This window comes from Dyadobacter sp. HNCC25DJ186, from assembly GCF_056895235.1.
The window spans coordinates 289,980-308,127 of sequence record NZ_JBXHAS010000004.1 but is presented as its reverse complement, the minus strand read 5'-3'; the positions used below and the strand labels follow the sequence as shown (position 1 = coordinate 308,127).

Genomic DNA, 18,148 nt, shown 5'->3' with positions numbered 1-18,148 from the left:
GTATGGAAAAAAATATATCCCTGGCTGACTACGTTCCTCAGCTTGCATACGCATATTGCGACCATCTTCACAAAACGTATAAATTCGATTTTTTCTTGTCACGCCCTCGAAATACACGTCTGGGCGATTTTACTATAAAACCAGGTTTTGTGCCGAGAATTACGGTTAACAGAAATTTGAATCCTTATAATTTCCTGATCACTTACTTGCATGAAGTTGCACACCACATCGTTTATACCGAAACAAAAAACCGGTTAAGGAAGCGTGTCGCGCCTCATGGCATTGAATGGAAAACAGCCTTTGCAAAATTATTAATTCCGGTAATGAATGAGCAGATTTTCCCTGCTGACATTCTTGAACCCCTTTTGAATTATGCGCAAAACCCGAAAGCTTCCACAAGCGCAGATCATGTTCTTTACAATTCCATTAAAAAATACGACGACAATGCGGTGACTGCTAATAAAGTTGCGCTGGTCCATCTTATGGAGGGTAGCAATTTCGTTTTTCATAACAGGCAGTTTGTCAGAGGTTCGTTGCGACGCACCCGCGTACTTTGTACTGATAAAGTGTCCCAACGGCGTTATACAATTCCAGCTCATGCCCTCGTCGAAGCGTGCTAAATATCTAAGATTTTTTTCTTATCCGGCATTTTCTTGCTGGATTTTCCTGCTGTTATCAAGTCATGCTTTCGGCCAGGTCTCCTCTGTTTTGTCAACAGGTAACTGGTATAAAATTGCGGTTACAGAAAGTGGTATTTATAAGTTAGACGCTGCTTTTCTGAAAAAAATAGGGCTTGATATCACCACGATTGCACCTGATCAGATCAAAATATATGGAAATGGAGGTAAAATGTTGCCTCAAAATAATGGTTCAAAACGACCAGTCGATTTGGTGCAGAACGCTATCCTGGTTAAAGGAGAAGAAGATGGAAAATTTGATGCTTCCGATGTAATTTATTTTTACGGAGAGAGCCCACATCAGATTTATTACGATTCTTTAAAATCGCGATATGTTCATCAGGTCAATATTTATTCTGACAGTAGTTATTATTTTCTCACAGTCAGTGCGGGGAAAGGTTTACGGGTATCAGATAAACAAAGCGTCGTATCTCTTTCTGAAACCAGTCTTAACCAGTATGATGATTATTGGTTTCATGAAAAGGAAACAGTCAATTTGTTGAGGTCCGGCCGGGAGTGGTGGGGAGAATATATCGGTAATGCTTCCACCTTTACGATCCAGGCAATTATTCCGGATGTTGTTCCTTCTTCCAATATCAACCTTTCGACTTCCGCAATCGGATCGGCGCAGGTTCCTACAAAGTTTATCTGGCAATTGAATGGTGAGTCGGCTGGTGAAAGTTATGTCGGGGTGGTTGGAGCCGGACAATATGATCTTAAAGCCCAGAAATCGGATAAGGTTTTTATTGTGAAAGCGGCAGATAGTCCGGGAGCGAACTTTACAGTCGGGGTAAATTATGACAAGAGCGGACAAAGCTCAGCGCAGGCTTACCTGAATTATTTTGGCCTGCAAACCCAGAGAATTTTGAAAGCTTATGAAAACCAGCAAATTTACCGGTTTCGGCCTGGATCAAAGGATATCGTAACCTATCAGCTTAATCGTGTTTCTTCGGACTGGCTCTGGTGGAATATTTCAGATGCCAGCCAGATTACTTCTGCAATTTTACAAAATACAGCGAGCTCGGTCACCTTCACTGAAATGGATGGCAAGACTGAACGAAAATACATTGGATTTACTTTTCAGAACGCACGAATACCACTTTTTGTTCAGAAGATCCAGAACCAAAACCTGCGCAGAAATGCCGTTCCCGATTTTTTGATTATAACCGCAAGAATGTTTGAGCCAGAGGCAAAGAGACTTGCGGCTTTTCGGGAAGATAATGACAATCTCCAGACGTTGGTTGTAACAACAGATCAGATTTATAATGAATTTTCAGGCGGGAAAACGGATGTTTCGGCAGTTCGTGATTATGTTCGTTTTTTATTCAAAAACGAACCGGGAAGGTTAAAATATTTGCTTTTGTTTGGCGATGCCACGTATGACTTTAAAAACCTGCTCGAAAATCAAAGTTTAAGTCAAAGGAATAACTGGCTTCCGGTATATGAAAGTCGTGAATCTCTGAATCCGGTCTATACCTATTCATCGGACGATTACTTTGGCTTTTTAAAAGAGGAAGAAGGTGAATGGGTTGAAAATGATATCGGGGATTATGCAGTGGAAATTGGGATTGGAAGGCTTCCTGTCAAATCAGTTTCAGACGCGACCATTATCGTTGATAAATTAATTCACTATGCATCGTCACCCAAATCCCGTGGCCGCTGGCAGAATACGATCAGTTTTGTTGCAGATGATGGCGATGATCTGATTCACCAGCAGGATGCGGATGAGCTTGCGCAAATTACCCAATCAGATTTTTTATCAAGCCGGATTTTTCTTGATGCCTATCCGCAGACCACAACAAGTTTAGGGCAAAAGGTACCTGCCGTAAATGCTGCAATAAAAAAAAATATCAATGATGGAACGCTTATCCTTAACTACACGGGGCACGGAGGAATCAGCGGTTGGGCTGAGGAACAAGTATTAACGCTTGCGGAAATGCAAACGGCAAGAGGTTATAATAATATGCCCTTGTTGATTACGGCAACCTGTGATTTCGGCCGTTACGATGATCCCGGGATTATTTCAGGTGCAGAATTAATGGTACTGAGCCCGCGAGGTGCAGCCATTGGTGCGGTGAGTACCACACGTCCGGTTTATTCAAGCACAAATTTCACAATCAATAAAGCTTTTCATGAAGCATTGATAGGACTGGGGCCAGACGCAAAACTGGGCGATATTTTTCGCCTGACTAAAAATAATGGTTTAGCCGGAAGCCTGAACCGGAATTTTACTTTGCTCGCAGATCCTTCCATGCGTCTCGCAAGAGCTGAAAAGAAAATTCGGTGGGTTACTAAACCCGATATTTTACGTGCCATGGAAAAGGTGGCGTTACAAGGTGAAGTAGTTTTTAACAACGTAGCAGATAAGTCATTCAACGGAATGGCCAGTGTGACGGTTTATGACAAGCCTGTTTCTTTCCGGACTTTGGGTAATGAGGGCGAGGCAAAAAGTTATAACGAATACAGAAATAAGCTGTTCGACGGAACGGTGAAAATTACTGATGGACAGTTTGTCTGTCAATTTGTTATGCCCAAAGATATAGATTATCGCACAGGCATCGGACGAGTCAGTTTTTATGCTTTGAGTGGAGATAGTTTGTCCGATGCGTCCGCACAGCTTGATGTTCTGATCGGTGGTAGCGTAACACCACTCGCTGATGTGACGCCGCCAAAAGTTTCAGCCTATATGAACACAAAAGACTTTCAGGATGGTGACGTCGTTGATGCTTCTTCAATTTTATTTCTCGAATTAAGTGACGAGAATGGAATTAATGTGTCAAAATCAGGAATTGGGCATAATATAACCGTTACGCTTAATGATACCGTTACCTTTGTTTTAAACGATTATTACACAGCTGATCTGGATTACAAAAAAGGAATAGTTCGATTCCCGTTTGATCATTTACCGGCCGGACAATATAAAGCCGTCATTAAAGTATGGGATACGTATACTAACTCCTCTGAAATATCGTTCGGATTTCAAGTAGGTTTAGCAACCGGTATAAAACTTAGTAGTTTGAATGTTTTTCCAAACCCTTTCGATCAGGATCTTTCTTTTGAAGTAATTCACAACAAAGCTGATGATGATGTAGAAATTGTTTTTAGTATATTGCTGAGCTCCGGTCAAAAATTGGGGTCTTTTCATTGGCAATACTATAATAGTGAGGGGATTATCAGAGAAACAATTTCAGGAATAAAGCTGGATAGTTTTACCTCCGGTATGAATTCACTCCTGTATACGATGCAAATTCGGTCATTAAATGACAATTCTGTTGACAAGCGCTCGGGAAAACTCCTGCGTTTACGTTAGCGAATAATAAATCTTGTAATTTTATTATAGTATTAAATATCTTTCATTGTATTTTTGACCCTTTAAAAGAAGTCGACTAACACCACTTCCTATCGCAAATCCAATAAATATGAGACTATTTTTTGTAAGTTTATCTTCATTATTCTTATTGTCAACGAGTAGTTTGCTTGCTCAGTCCCTCGCAGCAGACACCATTCGCAGAATACCAAGTTCCCCTCTGGCTTTTTTAACTTTTGCACCTGACGCACGCAGTGCGGGTATGGGTGAGGCAGGTGTTGCCCTTAGCCCCGATGCAAACTCAACTTATTGGAATGCAGCAAAATTACCTTACAATGAAAAAGATTTCGGAGTTTCGGCTTCTTACACGCCGTGGTTAAGAAATTTAGTTGACGATATGTGGTTGGGTTACCTGACTGCTTACAAGAAAATCGGGAAAGGACAGGCGATAGCAGGGTCCATCAACTTCTTTAACAATGGCGAATTGGATTTGAGAGATGCTGTTGGTAACCATACCGGCTTTTTTAATTCCCGAGAACTAGCAATCAGCGGAACATATTCACAACAGCTTGGAAAAAATTTCTCGATGGGTTTAACATTGAAATATATTTCATCTAACCTGGCAGGAAATGCTGTTGTTAACAATGTGTCGTTAAAGCCAGCCCGTACGGTAGCCGGTGATATCAGCGCATTTTATAGAAAACAAATTAAAAATGAGGACACAGGCAGCGACTTAACCTGGTCTCTTGGTGCGGTGTTGTCTAACCTGGGTGGAAAGATCAATTACGGTTCAAACACAGATACAGAAAGTTTTATTCCTACAAACCTGAAATTGGGTGGTGGACTTTCATTCACGGCTGACGGAAGAAACCGTTTTAATTTTATTGTTGATGCCAGTAAATTGATGGTTCCGACGCCTGGCGCGACAACAGCTCAGAACGTTCAGATCAATGGTTATGGATCGTTGAAAGGAGCATTTGGTTCTTTCTCTGATGCACCTGACGGACTCAAAGAAGAGGTTCAGGAAATCGCCGTGGCAGTTGGTGCTGAGTATTGGTACAACGATATTTTTGCATTGCGTGCAGGTTATTTTGGTGAGAACAAAAACAAAGGTGACCGCAGATTTTTCACTGCCGGTGTAGGTGCGAAATTCCTTGACCGTTACAATGTTGATTTCGCTTATATGTTCCCAACAACACAGGGTAGTCCATTGGCGCAGACTTTGCGTATCACGCTGGGTTTGAGTTTGAACAAATCTGAAAAACTTGATGTTGGAGATACTGAGAACTAAAAATTTTTACAATATATAATTCAAAAAAAGCGAATGATGTTTGAAAGAACGTCATTCGCTTTTTTATCAATATAACGATATGATACTTGACCGTACGGAAGCTCCCGCTTATAAGATCATCAATACAATAAGTTTACCGGAACCACAATCGCACACATTGGATAATGGAATTCCGCTTCACATCATCAATATAGGCGATCAGCCGGTTGTCAGGTTTGAATGCATTTTTGAGTCAGGAAACTGGCATGAAAAAGAAACCGGAGCATCCTATTTTGCGATCAAAATGCTCCCGGAGGGAACCGGATCCATGACTTCTTCCGAGGTTAGTGAGGCCTTCGACAAGATCGGAGCATTTATTGATCTTAATCATTCTTCTGATCGTTCCGGTATTGTTGTGTACTGTTTGTCAAGATTTCTTCCCGAGGTTATAACAATTGTGAAACAGATGATCGGCGATCCTGCTTTTCCTGAAAAGGAGCTGGATGAACTTCGTAACATCACATTACAGAATCTGAAAGTTAATAAGGAAAAAACTGCTTATCTGGCAACAACTGAGTTTCGCAGGCAGTTATTTGGTCGTGAACATCCGTACGGACAAAGTCAGGAAGATAAAAATATCCAAGAGCTGCCGTTAGCAGAAATTCGCGCCCATTTTGAGCAATTTATCAAAAACGGGAAGCGGACGATAATTTTAGCAGGACAGGCTAGCGATGCTGATGCGAAACTTGTCAATGAATATTTTGGACAGTCAGAGTATAAAAATGATGCTGCTGATATTTCCCATGTCGCAACTACGGACTATATGGGCAAAGAAGTTTTGGTTGAAAAATCGGATAGTGTACAATCTACAATCCGAATCGGGCGCAGATTATTTACAAGACAACATCCTGATTATTTCAAGATGCTGGTAACAAATGAAATTCTTGGCGGATATTTTGGATCGCGATTGATGAAAAATATTCGCGAAGAAAAAGGCTTGACGTACGGGATTTCTTCTCACATAGTCACGCTGGGTCGCGAGGGTTATTTCATGATCGGAACTGATGTAAAAAAGGAATTTACACAGCAAACGATTGATGAGATTAAAAAGGAAATATATCGTCTGCAAACGGAATTAATTGACGATACCGAATTGCAAACAGTTAAGAATTTTATGGCAGGAGAATTTGCAGGCTCTCTTAATACCGCTTTCGAAGTAGCAGACCGTCAGAAGATATTATTGCTTGACAAATTGCCATCTGATTTTTTTACCCGTTACATCGAGCAAATTCACGCAACAACTGCCGAAGATATCCAGTTAATGGCTTCAACCTATTTGCGGCCTGATGAAATGGTGGAGGTGGTAGTAGGAGGGAAATAATTGTTAAGGGTTAATGATTAATTGTTAATGGTTCCGGATTAGTGACTCAGCTGCATGTGCAAGTTGTTAATAATCAACCATTTTGCGCATTCCGGACATTAACCCTTAACAATTAATCATTATTTAAAGCTTCTTTATACGCCTGCAGACAGCGTTCGCGTGCGAATTTATGATCTACGATGGGTGCCGGATAATTCAGACTATTGAGTTCCGGTACCCATTTTTTTATATATTCTCCTTTTTTATCAAACTTTTCAGCCTGAGCCGCAGGGTTAAAAATTCTGAAATAAGGAGCCGCATCGGTGCCTGATCCTGCTGCCCATTGCCAGCCGCCGTTATTTGCCGCCAAATCAAAATCTAATAATTTGGCGGCAAAATAGGCTTCCCCCCAACGCCAGTCGATCAGTAAATGTTTGGTCAGAAAACTTGCTGTCACCATTCTGACACGGTTATGCATAAAACCTGTTTCATTCAGTTCGTGCATTCCGGCATCTACAAGCGGATATCCGGTTTTCCCTTCACACCATAATTTGAACTCAGTTTCATTATTTCTCCATCTTATCTTATCATAATTTGCACGAAAAGCTTTGCCTTGCCCTACCTGTGGGAAATTCCAAAGTATTTGATGATAGAAATCCCGCCAGATTAATTCATTCAGCCAGGTTCCACTTTTTTCCAAGGCTTTTCTGGCTAAATCACGGATACTCACCGTTCCAAACCGCAGATGAATACCCATTCTGGATGTTCCGGGTAGTGCAGGATAATTTCTTGTTTCTTCATAATTCTCAATCAACGACGATCTTACTTCGTCAGAGGGGAAATCATGATCTGTTTCCAAAAATCCCATTTGTTTCAACGAAGGTATTTCTTCCGTTTTTGTCTTATTCAGTTTTGAAAAATACTTTTCTGTCGGATAAGAAGAAAGATAGAAATCATTCAGTTTTGCTCTCCAAGCTTTGCTATATGGGGTGAAAACAGTGTAGACTGTATTTTGTCCGGTTAAAACCTCCTGTCTTTCAAAAATAACCTGGTCTTTGAATGTTTTAAATTCCGCGCCGTTTTCTTTCAATAGTGCGCCAATTTCTCCGTCACGATCTTTCGCATAAGGCTCGTAGTCATGATTGGTATACACTTCTGCGATATCATATTTTTTTATAAGTTCCTTCCAGATATCTGTCGGAAAGCCATACTTTACTTCAATATCGGAATCGAGTTCACCGAGTTTTTTTTTCAGATCAGCAATTACCTGATAAATGAAAGTAACCCGCTTGTCTTCTTTATGGTCAAGCTGATCAAGAATTGCTTTATCAAAAATAAAAAGAGGCAATACTGGTAATCCGGATTTTAAGGCGTGATAAAGGCCTGCATTGTCGTGCAGACGCAAATCTCTGCGGAACCAAAAAACTGCTATTTTCTCTTTTTGCATAAATGAATTCGGTTTACTTGAAATTAACTATAAAGGTTTTGTAGCTGATATCACATACATCATCGCACCGCCGGCAGAATGATATTTATTGGCATCAATATTACGCAGCATTCTTTCACCAAGATGAGCGTATTTTCTTTTATATTTTTCAAAAAAATCAAGATTTTCCTGACCCATCGCTCTGAAATAATCGTAATCAGAAAACTCTTCGTTGCTCCATGTATTTCCATTTTGCCATTGTCTCATCGTCGCGACCTGCTCGTCCGTCGTATAAGGCGGATACATCGCGATTGCCTTATCCGAAAGACGAACTTCAACCTGATTAAAACCCGCCTGCACCAGGAATCCCGGCACAAGGTCACCTAACGAATTATCGCCCAAACCAAGCTTTTTCTTGCCTTTTTCAAACAATAAAGCATATTTCACATGATCCAGAACTTCGTCGATTGGGTCGTTCATTGAGACTGAACTTTGGGTCAGGCTTTGTACCAGATTATTGGGTTCAACACAAAGAATTATGCCACCAGGTTTCAAAACCCGCTTCATTTCTTCTATCACAGTCTTTGGATGTTGAACATGGATCAGAAGCGTTTGACAGGTAACGATGTCAAATGACTCGTCCTCATACGGGAGTTCATGGGCATCTCCCTTTTTTAACTCAAAATCAACACCCTTTGACTTAAAATACTGGTTTAATTCATCTTCCCCTTTTGACCATTTTCGATCATTGTCCACGCCTGAAACTTTCGCCGGGGCACCCAGGTAATCGACAAGGATTTTGCTCCAATGGCACTGGCCACAGCCAACGTCCAACAGATTAAAATGATTATGCAGCTGTAATCTTTTTGCTAGTAATTTTAAAAAACCTTCGTTCCACCAAAAGTCGCGGTATTCACCAAAAAAATCCTCAGAATGTCCTTTACGCTTTATATTTTTAGTTCTCATAGTATATTTACAAGCCAGAGTTCACGAAGTAGCAATCTGCAACCTGCTTTAAAACAACAGGATATTTGAAAGGATAATTCGTGATGATATAGTATATCTTGCTTGTGCCTGATCTTTAATTACTTACAATCTTTTCTTTAATTATTTAATTATGAAATTACGTCTGAGCATTTTATTTGCCTTTTTGTCCCTGACCGCCTTTGCTCAAAAGGATGCCGCTAAACAGGAGTGGAAACAGCTTTTTAATGGAAAAAACCTGGATGGCTGGGATATTAAAATTCGTGGAAATGACCTGAACGACAATTTTGGAAACACCTTTCGCGTGGAAGATGGAAAAATGGTAGTCCGTTACGATCAGTACGACGATTTCAAACAAAAATACGGACACATTTTTTATAAAGAAGATTTTTCCTACTATCGAATTGCAGTTGAGTACCGTTTTGTTGGCGAACAAGCACCCAAAGGTGAAGGCTGGGCGTGGAGAAACAGCGGTATTATGGTGCAGGGACAGCCTGCGGCAACAATGGGAAAGGATCAGGATTTCCCGATTTCCATTGAAGTACAATTGTTAGGCGGAGATGAGAAAAAACGCACAACCTGTAACCTTTGTACGCCCGGAACCAACGTGGTTATGGATGGAAAACTCGTTACCCAGCATTGCGTAAACTCTACCTCAAAAACCTACAATGGCGATCAGTGGGTTCGTGCCGAAGTCCTGGTTTTGGGTGATTCATTAATCCAGCATTTTGCCAATGGCGAGATGGTGTTGGCCTATAATAAACCACAAATGGGTGGAGGAAATGTAAGCGGGAATGATGAAAAAGTGATTAGTGGAAAGTTATTAGACCACGGCTCAATTTCCTTACAAAGTGAAAGTCATCCCGTTGAGTTCAGGAAGGTTGAACTTTTAAATCTGAAAGGGTGCATGGATCCGAAAGCGACAAATTATAAATCGTACTACGTCAAGGCTGATAATTCGGCTTGTACTTATAAAAAGAGCAAATAATAATACCTCATAAAACAAAACAAGGCGCCCGATTCGAGCGCCTTGTTTTGTTTTATCAAATTAGATTTACAATCTGACGATTTCTGCACCGATTGCATTCAGTCGTGTATCGATGTTTTGATATCCACGGTCAATTTGTTCAATATTATCAATAATACTTACGCCTTTTGCAGACATAGCGGCAATAAGCAAAGCTACACCCGCACGAATATCAGGGGAAGTCATACGAATCCCTCTTAGCTGTGTTTCACGGTTATGCCCGATCACGGTAGCGCGGTGTGGATCGCAAAGAATAATCTGAGCGCCCATTTCAATTAATTTATCTACAAAAAACAGACGGCTTTCGAACATTTTCTGATGAATCAAAACTGTTCCCTGTGCCTGTGTTGCAGTAACCAAAACAATACTTAACAAGTCAGGTGTAAAACCTGGCCATGGCGCATCAGCAACGGAAAGCGTGGAGCCATCCAGGTAATTTTCCATGCGGTATTTCTCCTGAGCGGGAATAAAAATATCATCGCCGCGGAATTCCATCTGAATACCCAGTTTTTGAAAAACTTCCGGGATGATTCCTAATTCAGGAATCTGGCAATTTTTGATCGTAATCTCAGACTGCGTCATAGCAGCCAGACCGATAAAACTACCAATTTCGATCATATCCGGAAGCATCGTGTGCTCCGTACCAGTCAATTCACTAACGCCTTCGATAATCAAAAGGTTAGATGAAATGCCGGAAATTTTAGCTCCCATGCGGTTCAGCATTTTACAAAGTTGCTGCAAATAAGGCTCGCAGGCAGCGTTGTAAAGTGTCGTTGTTCCTTCTGCCATGACAGCCGCCATCAGAATATTCGCCGTTCCGGTTACAGAAGCTTCATCCAAAAGCATATAAGCGCCTTTCAGGTTCGCGGCATCAACACGGTAAAATCCTCCGTCTTCTTCGTCGTAACTGAACGTTGCTCCAAGTTTTTCAAAGCCAATAAAATGCGTATCCAGGCGTCTTCTACCAATTTTATCACCACCCGGACGAGGAATTCTTCCTTTACGGAAACGCGCAAGCATTGGGCCAAGCAACATTACAGAACCTCGCAAAGCCGCAGCTTTCTGACGGAACGAATCCGATTCCAGATAATCAAGATTGATATCATTCGCCTCGAAACGGATCGATGAATCGCTCAAACGTGTTTTACGAACGCCAAGATCTCCAAGAAGATCAATAAGCTGGTTGACGTCGCGAATGTTTGGAATATTATGTATGGTAACCGGTTCTTTTGTCAGAAGTACGGCACAAATAATTTGTAGTGCTTCGTTTTTGGCACCCTGAGGTACAATTTCACCTTTCAGGCGTCTGTCTCCTGTTATTTTAAATGAAGCCATAGATAGTTGCAGGCGGTAGTTTGGAAGTTAAACCGGTTGAGAAAAAGCCGGAGATCAGATTCCAGGCTTTTTGCGATTATTGTTGTTATTACGATTGTTGTTGCTGTTGTTATTATTATTCCTGCCTGCGAATTTATTGTTCGGCCTGTTCCGGTTGTTATTATTTTGATTATTTGGCCCCTGACGATCCTGACTTGGCTGAGCTTTGAAACCGCCGCCGGAATGATTTCCACGATTTCTGTCCTGATTGCTGTTGCGGTCTTTTGGCGCAGCGTCAACGGGTCCGTTTTTGCGGATATAATCAATTTCCTCTTTCAGTTGCCCTTTGGTCAAAAGTTCAAGCTGCCCGATCAATACGTGATCTTCCGGATTATCCTTGTTCCAGGTATTGAAAAATGAACGCATCAGCCTGAAAACATAAGAAACAAAAGCCAGACGATCTTCTTCATTTTCAGTCTGAATCGCTTTTTGAATTAAAAGGTCGATGTTTCTACCGTAGTGACGGTACATCAGATTGTGCTGATTATAGCCAACCGTCAATGGTTTTTTACCTAAAGATTCAGGAGAAGGTGGCGGAAATGGGCTGTCCACATCCAGCTTAAATCCGGAAATGATGTATAGATCATCCCAGAGTTTATTTGTATAGTCCTGATTATCCCTCATGTTCGGATGGATCTGACGCATGAGTTCAATCAATATGTGCGCGTAGAGATTGCGTTTTACCTTGTCCTCCATCTTTACGATGTGGTCGGCAAGTTTTTGTACGTTGCTACCGTATTCTTTCAAGAGCTTCGAAGATTTTTAGAATTGACAAAAATAAGAAGTTTTTATGGAAAGTAAAGGTGGATGCAGATAGAAGTCGGTTTTGTCCAGCTATAAACCATCAAAAATCACAATTCTCCACCTGTTAAATTACAAAAAATGAGGTGTAAAGTATTTGTTCTTAATTGATTATACGATCATGAGGCAACCTTTTTCAGTAATTCGTTGTCGTAAAGATTAGTACCGGAAAACTGTATCGGATGAATTTTAAAATTATATTACTGGGTTCCGCTTTTCTGGGGCAGATTTATCTTTACGGTTGCGAAAACTGCGATACGACTGATCCAATGGTTACCTCTAATATTACGCTAAAAGTTGTAAACAGCACTTCGAAAAATTTGGTTAACTTTTCCAATGGTCCGTATTATCCGGATTCTGTCAGAGCTTCTGTGAAAGATAAGTCAGCCATTGGATTTGAGATACTGGAACGACCAGGGCTAACCGAAACTCTGTTTATCTGTATACCTTCATTTAACGAGACGGGTCAAACGGAATTGTATATTCACCTGAATCATCAGGATACTGATACGTTATCGATTAATTATAAGGCTGTCGAACAGGATTGCGGAGGAGTTTATTTTGTCTACACAGGATTCAGTTTCAATGGAAAAAGTATCTCTAATGAAGGAGTTTTAGCGTTAGTGAAGTAATTCGGTTAAAGGGCTGTCAGAACTTTCAGCAACTTTATTCCAAAATCATGACCTGGTATCAGATCAAGCCATGAAAACAGTATTAATGTTAATAAAGCAAATTTCAATTGTGTTGAAAATTGTTTTAAATCAAAAACCAGACAAAATCCGCAGAGCGCCAGAAAGCTGAAAGGCGCTAACAATCGATAACCCGGTTCGTCAAATGGACTAAATATGCGAACTGTAAAAAGAAAAATTATATATGCTATGACAACGACGAAAAAATGAATGGTCAAACTGGAAGGTTTGCTGATACGCTGATTTTTTTTAGTAAAAACTAAAAAAATAACAGCGGTTTGAATTCCCATTCCAATCATTGAAGAGATTTCGAAAACCTGAAAATTCATGTCTCTGACTAATAATTCATTCAGAATTCCTTTCGAAAATGCTGTGAAGTTTTGAAGTATAGAAATGTTTCCATGAAACCGTTGCCCACCAAACATTTCTCCGCTTTGATATTTATTGAATGACAAATAAAAAATAAACAGGGTAGCCCAACCTGTCAGCAGCCATGCGTATGAGCTTGCCCTTTTATAATTCTTTTTTCGAATTTGATTTAGACAGAAGGCGAGCGTTAAAGGAACAATAAAAATGCCGGCATATCTAATGAACATCAGAAGTAAACCGAGCAGAAACAAATATGAAAAGGTCTTTCTTGAAATCTGTGGGTTATTATTCAGTTTGAAAAAATGATAGGTCCAGCAAAACAGAACGATCAAAAACATTGGCTCGGACCAGGTATGCGCCCATATTTTTAAGAAAGATCCCAGGAACAATATGCAGCTTAGCGCTGTAGCTTTTTCTGTTCCGAACCATCGGTTTAAATAAATCAGCCATAATCCGGAGGCTAAGATGTTAACAAGTTTTGAAGCTAATAAAACATTCGTGGAGGTAAGCAAAGAAGTGATTGCAATCGCAAGCGAATACCCGGGAGGGAACGTACTGTTCCAATTGTAAAAATTATTTTCAAAAATGGAATAACCATTTCCGGATAAAAGATTATCAGCTGATTCAAGGTAATAATGAGAATCAATGGTTGTGTAATGGTTTGGATTAACATACGCCAACAAAAGGATTATTGAACTGTGCAGCAGCCAAACCAGGAACAGATATTCATCTGAGATTTTTGAGGCAGTGTGCATCAGTACATCCAGATTAATTTTCCACTCATCGATTTTTCAACTTCGGCTGAGGATGTGACATATTTTTTATCGGGCACCATTTGGTACAGATACATCCCGACCGGAAGATTGCCTGGGTGCCAGATATGTTCGTTTTTACCTAAAAACGGTTGTAAATCTTTTTGGTAAACAGTTCGTCCCAAAATGTCAAAAACCTTCATCGTCCATTTTTCAGGTAAAACGAGTCCATCAAATGTTATGAAAAAGCGGAAATATTCCTTCGACGGATTCGGCGATATGCCAGCCTCCGAAATTATTGCCGGTTTTTCTTCATTACTTTCAGGTAGCAGAAATGTTGTTTCAAAATAATTGTTCGCTTTGTTCTCTTCCTGTAAAAGATTGGCTGGATCAATGGTGAATCTCCACTTTTCCGGCCCGGATTTGAGATTTTTATTCGGTAAAGTGATGGATACCGTGTCAAGATAGGCAGGTGCGTTTCGTTGTATTTGATAGGTGGTGGTGGCGTTGTCATTGTTTCTTTGAATGACAATTTCATATTTTTCGTCTTTAAATCTGCCATTATTTCTGATACCGATTTTTACATTGACTGAGTCACTTTGATTGGTCAGCACACGTCCGGTTGGATCAGAAAAGCGAGGTTGATCTCCGGTCCAGGTATAATCGGGTAGTTTGGCCGGAAAAATTTTTATCGCCGGATCGCCCAGTAAATTCATTTGCTGTGCCGTGATCCCGTCCGAGAGAGTCGGATATTTTTTCATGTTTCTTCGAATCGCTTCCTGCTGAATTATTCCGAAAGATTCACTCACAAATAGGCTGTCGGCGAGCACTTCATAAAATGCATCCGTATAATGTTTTAATGAAGAGGTAACGCCGTTATGCGTGTGAGATACAAATAAAACTGAGCCTTTTTCCCGGGACAGTATCCAGTCATTGCTAATGGCAGGGGTTGAATAATATACATTTCCCATCGCACACCCATTTACCAAAACCGCAGGATAAAACGGAGCATTTTTGTAAGTGCGTTTGTTATCAGCCGGACTACCGATATCAATGTCATTTGAATTCAATCCGGAATGCCCATAAAGTGTCATCAGCGCAACGCCTTTGTTGACGATGGTATCGATCGGAAATAATTCAACCGGTGCATCTGTTTTTTTTGAAAACGTCGACACATTTGCTCCGAGCGATGAAAAGGAAATTCTCTTTTCAAAAGATTTCACATATTGTCTGAAAATTTCCCGCTCGTTGACCGTGCGCCCTCCGCTTAAATGCAGGATATTTTTTCGCCAGCTTGCCGCCTTGTTCTGCGACTCAAATGTTTTTACTTTTTGCAGATAATCAAAAACATTTTGGGGTGTTGCCGCATTAACCCGGCCAATTGGAACCAACGGAACATAGGTACTTGAATCATTAAGCCCCATCGTGAGCGCGATATCTGAACCTGGCCATCCGGCATTGGGAATCATATCATTTTGTCGCGCCTTCAACTGATGACGAGCAGTTTGCGGATCAATCGATTTTCCGAGAATGAATACAAATTTTAGAGAAGCTTTCTCTTGCAAAAATGATAGTACATTCCTGATTCCCAAAGGGCCTGGCTCTCCATAATTAAACTGGTCAAAGATTTCTTCACTATTTAAAATCAAGGTTTTGAAATGATCGCCTTCTTTTGAAGCCCGATAGTCAGCATACTCCTGAACGGGATCTTTGCTGGCCGGAATTGAATTTCTTACCAGCGGATGGCTGATGATCAGAAAATCAGTTTTCGGATTTATAGACTTAAACTTCACCAACCGCATAAGCGGAACTTTCAGGTATTCTTTAAAGGCAATTACTTTTTCAGCTCCGTTTAAATGGAGAAGGGAATCTTCAGGTATCAGCTTCTTCGTTTCATAGGGATCGGTGCAGTCATAAAAATGCCAGTTTTTGGCATTCTTAAAAATCGCAGCTTTTTCAAAGATATCAGCATCGAAGTGATAGGTTTTTTGCAGCAAAGCTAACGGAAGTGAAGTGCTTTGAGGGTATCGGAATTTCAGGTAAGAAAGAGATACAGAACCGGAGTTATTAACCGGAGTGATCGTAAATGCCAGATTTCCATTAGCAGTAATATCTTCTGAATTTAATAAAAATTTGAAGACGGCTGAATTGTAATTGAGCAGACGGAGCGTATCCAAAGTTCTGATCACGGCATTCTTTTCGCCTGTTTGGAAAAGAACCTGGTGATTTCCGGCTGACCGGCCAACGATCAGTACGTCCATTTCTGTTTGATTTAGTTTAGGAAGAAATGGATTTTCCAGGGTGATTCGAAATGTTTCCGATTGATTGTTTCGCAGCTCTTTGCCAGTCCACCCTTCGCCGGTATCGTAGGTTGTGAGCGCAGTGCCATTTTCATAGGTGCTTCCCATTGGATACAAATTGCCGGCAGGATATTCATCAGTCCGGATTTGTAAAATGTCTTCAAAATGATAGGGAATAATGTTCTGCGTGGGTTTTCCGGCTGAAACTGAAATGCGTTTTCCTATTTTTCCATCACTGCGGAAGGTCAGAAAATAAGAAGCAGTATCCGAATATAAACTGTAATAAGGATGCGGCATATCCCTAGGCGTCACATATAGGGCAGAATCCGGAGCGCCATCATTTCTTTCTCCATAAAAACTCAGAGAACCCAGTGAGTCAGAATCTTTATTTATTTCAATCGCAACTTCCTGGCCACGGCGAAATAATTGCAGCGATTCCAGGGCAGCTATATTCACAGGAAAACCAGTCTTTTTCAGCTCAGCAAATGTAACCTGATAAAATCCTGTTTTTACAACCGGAATGCGCAGGTAAGTCTGCGTTGTATCAATCCATTCATTTCCAAACTTTTTTTGGCACCAACTGTTCGACGAAGCAAATAATATGATCAGAAATAATTTACCAAAACAAAACGCGTAGTATCGATCCATTTTTCACAGGGAATTGGGATGATCACCACGAGCTTATTTTTCCATGGGCTCCTTTCTATTGTAAAGATTCATGGAAAACGCATACTGGTGGCGGGCATCAGTTTCATGATATTCGGAAGAAACCAGCTCCCAGTGATCCCAGTTTATCTTTGGGAAAAAAGCATCTCCTTCCACGTTTGCGTGGACGATTGTGAGATAAAGTTTTTCAGCCAAAGGCAGTGCCTGTCCAAAAACCGAAGCGCCTCCTAAGACAAATACTTCGTTTTCTTCTTTAAGTAACGCAATGCCTGATGCTAAATCTTCGGCGTATTCCGGATCCGCTTGTTTTTCCGGATTCGGGTGTCGGGTCAATACCACATTTTTGTACGAAGAGTGAAGCGCATCGGGTGCTTCGAAACTTTTTCTGCCGGTCAGAAACGCCTTTCCGTCAGTAACTTTTCGGAAGTGTTCCCATTCATCGGGGAGGTGCCAGGGTAAGCGATTGCCCTGTCCAATCACGTGATTTTCGCTCATGGCAGCGATGATATAAAGATGCGGTTTGGTAGTCAAAGTTGTGCCGGTTAGGTTAGAATGTCTCTCAAAATACAACTGAAAAAATAAACATAAAATTATATCCTCGTTTTTTTGCCGGTCAACCCTAATTCCTGCCACTCATCAAAGGAGTTGAAAGATTTTTACATAGTACCTTGCATAGCAAAGTACCTGTGCATACCTTTGTAATCATAGAAGGTGCAAATCCTGTCTGTTAGCCATGAAATACATTTCATTAAGTAAAACATGAAACCGATATGAATATCGAAAATGCCCAAGTGCAGATGCGGAAAGGAATTTTGGAATTCTGTATCCTGCACATCATATCAAGGGGAGAAGTATACGCCTCGGATATGCTGGATGAGCTGACCTCAGCCAAAATGATGGTGGTGGAGGGGACGCTTTATCCGCTTTTGACTAGACTGAAAAATTCAGGTTGGCTGGATTATAAGTGGGTTGAGTCATCTTCGGGGCCTCCGAGGAAATACTATGTTTTGACAGAAGAAGGGAAGATATTTCTTGATGCGATGCAGACAACCTGGTTTGAACTTGCCGACTCGGTGAAGGCTGTCATCTATCGCAGCGAGGAACTGAGCAAGAGCGATACGTCAAAATCTTCCTAATCTAACTGAT

At 40.9% G+C, this 18,148-nt stretch carries 14 protein-coding genes; 7 read left to right on the top strand and 7 right to left on the bottom strand.

The annotated features are described in order from the left end of the window. Positions 1–2 precede the first annotated feature (2 nt). From AC1XUO_RS15045 to AC1XUO_RS15030, 4 genes are all read left to right on the top strand, one after another. Positions 3–620: a hypothetical protein gene (locus tag AC1XUO_RS15045; protein ID WP_483330613.1), complete on the top strand. Its 618-nt coding sequence runs from the start codon at positions 3–5 to the stop codon at positions 618–620. After that, positions 598–3,987 carry a type IX secretion system sortase PorU gene (gene porU / locus AC1XUO_RS15040; protein WP_483330612.1) on the top strand — a complete coding sequence of 1,130 codons (3,390 nt, stop codon included), beginning with the start codon at positions 598–600 and terminating at the stop codon, positions 3,985–3,987. Before AC1XUO_RS15045 ends, porU begins: the two co-directional genes overlap by 23 nt. A gap of 109 nt (positions 3,988–4,096) precedes the next feature. Continuing rightward, positions 4,097–5,275: a type IX secretion system outer membrane channel protein PorV gene (porV, locus tag AC1XUO_RS15035; protein ID WP_483330611.1), complete on the top strand. Its 1,179-nt coding sequence runs from the start codon at positions 4,097–4,099 to the stop codon at positions 5,273–5,275. 79 nt (positions 5,276–5,354) lie between these two features. Further along, a complete protein-coding gene (locus AC1XUO_RS15030; RefSeq protein WP_483330610.1) occupies positions 5,355–6,635 on the top strand; it encodes a M16 family metallopeptidase in 1,281 nt (426 codons plus the stop codon). 112 nt (positions 6,636–6,747) lie between these two features. Here the strand turns inward: AC1XUO_RS15030 and AC1XUO_RS15025 are convergent, their stop codons facing one another. After that, complete coding sequence (locus tag AC1XUO_RS15025) at positions 6,748–8,061, bottom strand: cryptochrome/photolyase family protein (RefSeq protein WP_483330609.1); 1,314 nt, start codon at positions 8,059–8,061, stop codon at positions 6,748–6,750. Positions 8,062–8,088: 27 nt separating this feature from the next. Next, positions 8,089–9,006 (bottom strand): class I SAM-dependent methyltransferase, encoded by a 918-nt coding sequence (locus AC1XUO_RS15020; protein WP_483330608.1) that lies wholly within the window; start codon positions 9,004–9,006, stop codon positions 8,089–8,091. A 151-nt stretch (positions 9,007–9,157) separates the two neighbouring features. On the opposite strand from AC1XUO_RS15020, the gene AC1XUO_RS15015 reads away from it, so the two are divergent. Then, complete coding sequence (locus AC1XUO_RS15015; protein ID WP_483330607.1) at positions 9,158–10,012, top strand: 3-keto-disaccharide hydrolase; 855 nt, start codon at positions 9,158–9,160, stop codon at positions 10,010–10,012. 66 nt (positions 10,013–10,078) lie between these two features. On the opposite strand, the gene murA is transcribed toward AC1XUO_RS15015, so the two are convergent. Next, the gene (gene murA / locus AC1XUO_RS15010) at positions 10,079–11,386 is read right to left on the bottom strand and encodes a UDP-N-acetylglucosamine 1-carboxyvinyltransferase (RefSeq protein ID WP_235151776.1); all 1,308 of its coding nucleotides are present in this window, start codon (positions 11,384–11,386) and stop codon (positions 10,079–10,081) included. Between the two features lie 54 nt (positions 11,387–11,440). Next, a complete protein-coding gene (locus AC1XUO_RS15005; protein ID WP_483330606.1) occupies positions 11,441–12,172 on the bottom strand; it encodes a DUF4290 domain-containing protein in 732 nt (243 codons plus the stop codon). 236 nt (positions 12,173–12,408) lie between these two features. Here AC1XUO_RS15005 and AC1XUO_RS15000 point away from each other — a divergent pair, with 236 nt between their 5' ends. Beyond that, positions 12,409–12,858, top strand: coding sequence for a hypothetical protein (locus AC1XUO_RS15000; protein ID WP_483330605.1), 450 nt, complete (start codon positions 12,409–12,411; stop codon positions 12,856–12,858). A gap of 5 nt (positions 12,859–12,863) precedes the next feature. On the opposite strand, the gene AC1XUO_RS14995 is transcribed toward AC1XUO_RS15000, so the two are convergent. The 3 genes from AC1XUO_RS14995 to AC1XUO_RS14985 are packed head-to-tail and all read right to left on the bottom strand — an operon-like array spanning position 12,864 to position 17,533. Continuing rightward, positions 12,864–14,039, bottom strand: coding sequence for a hypothetical protein (locus AC1XUO_RS14995; RefSeq protein ID WP_483330604.1), 1,176 nt, complete (start codon positions 14,037–14,039; stop codon positions 12,864–12,866). Continuing rightward, positions 14,039–16,984, bottom strand: a complete 2,946-nt coding sequence (gene porU2, locus AC1XUO_RS14990) for a putative type IX secretion system sortase PorU2 (RefSeq protein ID WP_483330603.1) — start codon at positions 16,982–16,984, stop codon at positions 14,039–14,041. Before porU2 ends, AC1XUO_RS14995 begins: the two co-directional genes overlap by 1 nt. A 33-nt stretch (positions 16,985–17,017) precedes the next feature. After that, the gene (locus AC1XUO_RS14985) at positions 17,018–17,533 is read right to left on the bottom strand and encodes a dihydrofolate reductase (protein ID WP_483330602.1); all 516 of its coding nucleotides are present in this window, start codon (positions 17,531–17,533) and stop codon (positions 17,018–17,020) included. A gap of 239 nt (positions 17,534–17,772) precedes the next feature. Here AC1XUO_RS14985 and AC1XUO_RS14980 point away from each other — a divergent pair, with 239 nt between their 5' ends. Then, entirely contained in the window at positions 17,773–18,138 is a 366-nt protein-coding gene (locus tag AC1XUO_RS14980) for a PadR family transcriptional regulator (protein ID WP_483330601.1), read from the top strand. The last annotated feature ends 10 nt before the right edge of the window (positions 18,139–18,148 follow it).